This window comes from Dyadobacter sp. SRI_021 (genome assembly GCF_057586235.1).
This window is the reverse complement of the sequence record NZ_JBYCZM010000040.1, coordinates 1-1938: the sequence shown is the minus strand read 5'-3', so window position 1 is coordinate 1938 and position 1938 is coordinate 1. Positions and strand designations below refer to the sequence as shown.

Here is a 1938-nt window from a genome sequence, read left to right as displayed (position 1 = left end):
GGCCTGCTCCATACTTGCGTACGTACCCATCCACATAGCCTGCGTCCGAAGCGCCCGTGGAGGCCAGATTATCCCCGGCGAAGTTGAGCACGCCGAAGTTCCCCGCTGCCCGCTCGGTCAGGATGACGCCCGGCTGGGCTCCACCACCGCCGGTCACGAAGTTGTGGTTACTGAAAAATGTCATCTCGGCTCCGCCAAAAATTGTCGTATTTCCCTGGCTGCCCTCCTGCGCATGCCCCAGGTGCCCGACTAAGAGCAGTGCAGCCGAAACCGCCATGCTGCGCCATCCGCTTCCGGGTGGATTGGTATATTGTTGTTTCACTGGTCCGTCTGTTTAGTGGTATTAGAAGAGCCTAATGACCTGTTGCGTTTCAATGGAAATTGCAATAATCTCTATTGAATCAATCCTAGTTTTTATTACAATCGACGCGCGTACCCGAGAAAAAAATGGAACGCACATCTACCGAATCAGGCTTCACTCCGCTAACATGACCAGAATCTATTTGAAACGTGACGATATCACCCGCAGTAAAATAATTGGCAGATGTCACTTCCTGCCAGGCGCCAACCCCGTAACTCAGTTCCGAAGAAACACTATAACTTAAAAGTCCCTTGGAAGTGGAAAGCAATTGCAGGGTAGTATTTCTGTCACCGGTAGTCCCGGCAGCGACATTATAAGTTCCAGCCGATCCGTGAAAAATGTAGAACCCACTCTCAGGGATGGTGTACTCACCGGTTGTGCTGTTATAAGCACCTGACGCGGAATAAGCAACATTGCCGGCGATCAATTTGGTAGGCGAAAATACACCGACATCATTCACAGGCGTGGTTGTATTAGCCCCACTCGCGTCGAAGCTCGCGCAGCCCACCGCGCTTGTTTGCCAACTGGCACCGCCATTGGCATCGGAAGTAAGAACTTTCCCTGCTCCCTGGGTACCATCCGTAATGGTCACCTGTCCCGTCGTTTTGTTGATTGAAGTTTTTCTTCCGGGCGTGGAGGCTTCTACTTCCAGGTTATTATTAGGATCGATTGTTGTAGGATTGCTTCCAATTTTGACTTGTGCGAAGGAAACCGATGACGCAGTAAGACCCAAAGCAAATATGAATGCTGAAAATAATGTAGTTCTTTGCATAGTAGATTTTGTTTTTGATATAGGTAGTTTAACAGGAATGATGGAAAACAGAGGCCTGGGCTATAAGCTATATCCCAGGCCAACTTTGCGCTACCTGGAAACGGCTACTTTGTGTGTGCTGATAGTGCCGTCAAACAGGGTCAGGGTTACGAGGTAAACGCCAGGCGCCAGTCTGCTGACATCGATGCCGTCGCTGGACACTTTTTGAACCCGGATGAAATTCTGCCCGGCAGTATTTTTCACCGACACTTCCTTCACTTCCGCAAAACGGTCGATCAGTAATTTGTCCGACACCGGGTTAGGATAAGGCCGGATTGCTTCACCCTTCATCTCCACGTTACGGATTGCGCTATACGCATATGTATCGTCCTTGTCTACCATTTTCAGACGATAGAGGTTCTCTCCCGATAACGGGGTATTATCCGTAAATGTGTAGTTCACAAGGACCTTACTTTCCCCTGTGGACGCTACCGAGCCGATCATGGCCCACTTTTTGCCATCCGCGCTGCGCTCGATTTCGAACCGGTCGCTGTTGGTTTCCTCGGTTGTTGCCCAGGCGAGCAGCGCCGTTTTACCTTCGGTAACAGCCGTAAAGCGCGTGAGTGTCACCGGCAACGGCAGCGTAAGTGCCGCGAACGTGTACGCCGTATAAGTGTTCGGTGCGAGCGGTGAAATGGTGGTGATGGAACCGGTCGTCAGGTCGCTGGTACCGCCCAGTATAGAAGTAACATCCACTTTGGAAGGAATAGCCACCCATTGCGTTCCGTCCCATCCCACGATCGTCAATTTGTTGAGCTCGCTGCCG

Annotated in this window: 3 protein-coding genes; all 3 read right to left on the bottom strand. The window is 51.2% G+C overall.

Translation table 11 applies throughout. The annotated features are described in order from the left end of the window. Positions 1-322, bottom strand: a 322-nt coding sequence (locus AC2YIT_RS32160; RefSeq protein ID WP_487281944.1) for a hypothetical protein, incomplete at its 3' end; no start/stop codon positions are given. A gap of 85 nt (positions 323-407) precedes the next feature. Further along, on the bottom strand, positions 408-1133 hold the full coding sequence (locus AC2YIT_RS32155) for a hypothetical protein (RefSeq protein WP_430847146.1): 726 nt from the start codon (positions 1131-1133) through the stop codon (positions 408-410). A 90-nt stretch (positions 1134-1223) separates the two neighbouring features. Then, a partial coding sequence (locus AC2YIT_RS32150) for a T9SS type A sorting domain-containing protein (protein ID WP_487281943.1) occupies positions 1224-1938 on the bottom strand: 715 nt, incomplete at its 5' end.

Coding starts and splice junctions, on each gene's coding strand:
- AC2YIT_RS32155 (WP_430847146.1), bottom strand. CDS start 1,133: ATGCAAAGAACTACATTATTTTCAGCATTCATATTTGCTTTGGGTCTT.